The sequence below is a fragment of the Microbacterium sp. ISL-103 genome, assembly GCF_018613995.1.
Classification (GTDB): Bacteria; Actinomycetota; Actinomycetes; order Actinomycetales; family Microbacteriaceae; genus Microbacterium.
The window spans coordinates 1-1,056 of record NZ_JAGGPD010000631.1 but is presented as its reverse complement, the minus strand read 5'-3'; the positions used below and the strand labels follow the sequence as shown (position 1 = coordinate 1,056).

Below are 1,056 nucleotides of genomic sequence, written 5' to 3'. Positions count from 1 at the left end.
CAGCCTCGACCTGCGTCGACTCTCGGGCCTCATCCGCCTCGACGAGATCAGTGGCGAGGCGGTGGTGGCCGCCGGTACGAGCGGGCCGGATGCCGAGGCGATGCTGGGCGCGCACGGGTACGAGCTCGGCCATTACCCGCAGAGCTTCCGGTACGCCACGATCGGCGGATTCGCGGCTGCCCGCTCGTCGGGTCAGAACTCCGCAGGTCATGGCCGGTTCGACACGATGGTGACCGGTATCCGGGTGGCCACGCCCACGGGGGATCTGGATCTCGGGCGCTCTCCCGGTTCCGCAGCCGGTCCCGACCTCATCCGCGTGTTCCTGGGCTCGGAGGGGATATTCGGGGTGATCACCGAGGTTCGGCTGCGCGTGCATCCGGTGCCGCGCGAGCGACTGCTCGAATCGTGGACGTTCCCCGATTTCGCTCATGGTCTCGAGGGGCTTCGGCAGGTCGCGCAGCACGGCGGAGGGCCGACGGTCATCCGTCTCTCCGACGAAGCGGAGACCGCGGTGAGTCTCGCCCAGGTCGGAAGGATCGGCAAGGCGCTCGCGAAGGGCGCGAGCATCGTCACCGTGTACGAGGGGGAGGGCATCGCAGGGCGTCGCGCACGCGCATCCGCGCTGCTGTCGGGGGCGGGGGGAGCATCGTCGAGAGAGGAGGCCGCTGAGGACTGGCTCGCCGGTCGCTTCGACGGGCCGTACCTTCGAGATTCACTTCTCGATGCCGGGGTCTTCTGCGAGACGCTCGAGACGGCGACGACATGGTCGAATCTGCACGCGCTCAAGTCGGCTGTCTCGACCGCCCTTCGCGAGGGGTTCGCCGAGCACGGAGCGAAGTCCTACGTGATGTGTCACGTGTCGCATGTCTATCCGACGGGCGCGTCACTGTACTTCACGGTTCTGGCCGGCATCCGATCGAACCCGCTCGAGCTCTGGCAGGGGATCAAATCGCGGACGAACGATACGATCCTCGGGAACGGAGGCACCATCAGCCATCATCACGCCGTCGGACGCGACCACGCGCCCTGGCTCGAGCAGGAGATCGGCACGACGGG

Annotated in this window: 1 protein-coding gene; it reads left to right on the top strand. The window is 67.9% G+C overall.

Annotated features, from left to right (window positions below):
* On the top strand, positions 1-1,056 hold a 1,056-nt coding region (locus tag J7E68_RS18890), incomplete at both ends, for an FAD-binding oxidoreductase (protein ID WP_215175084.1).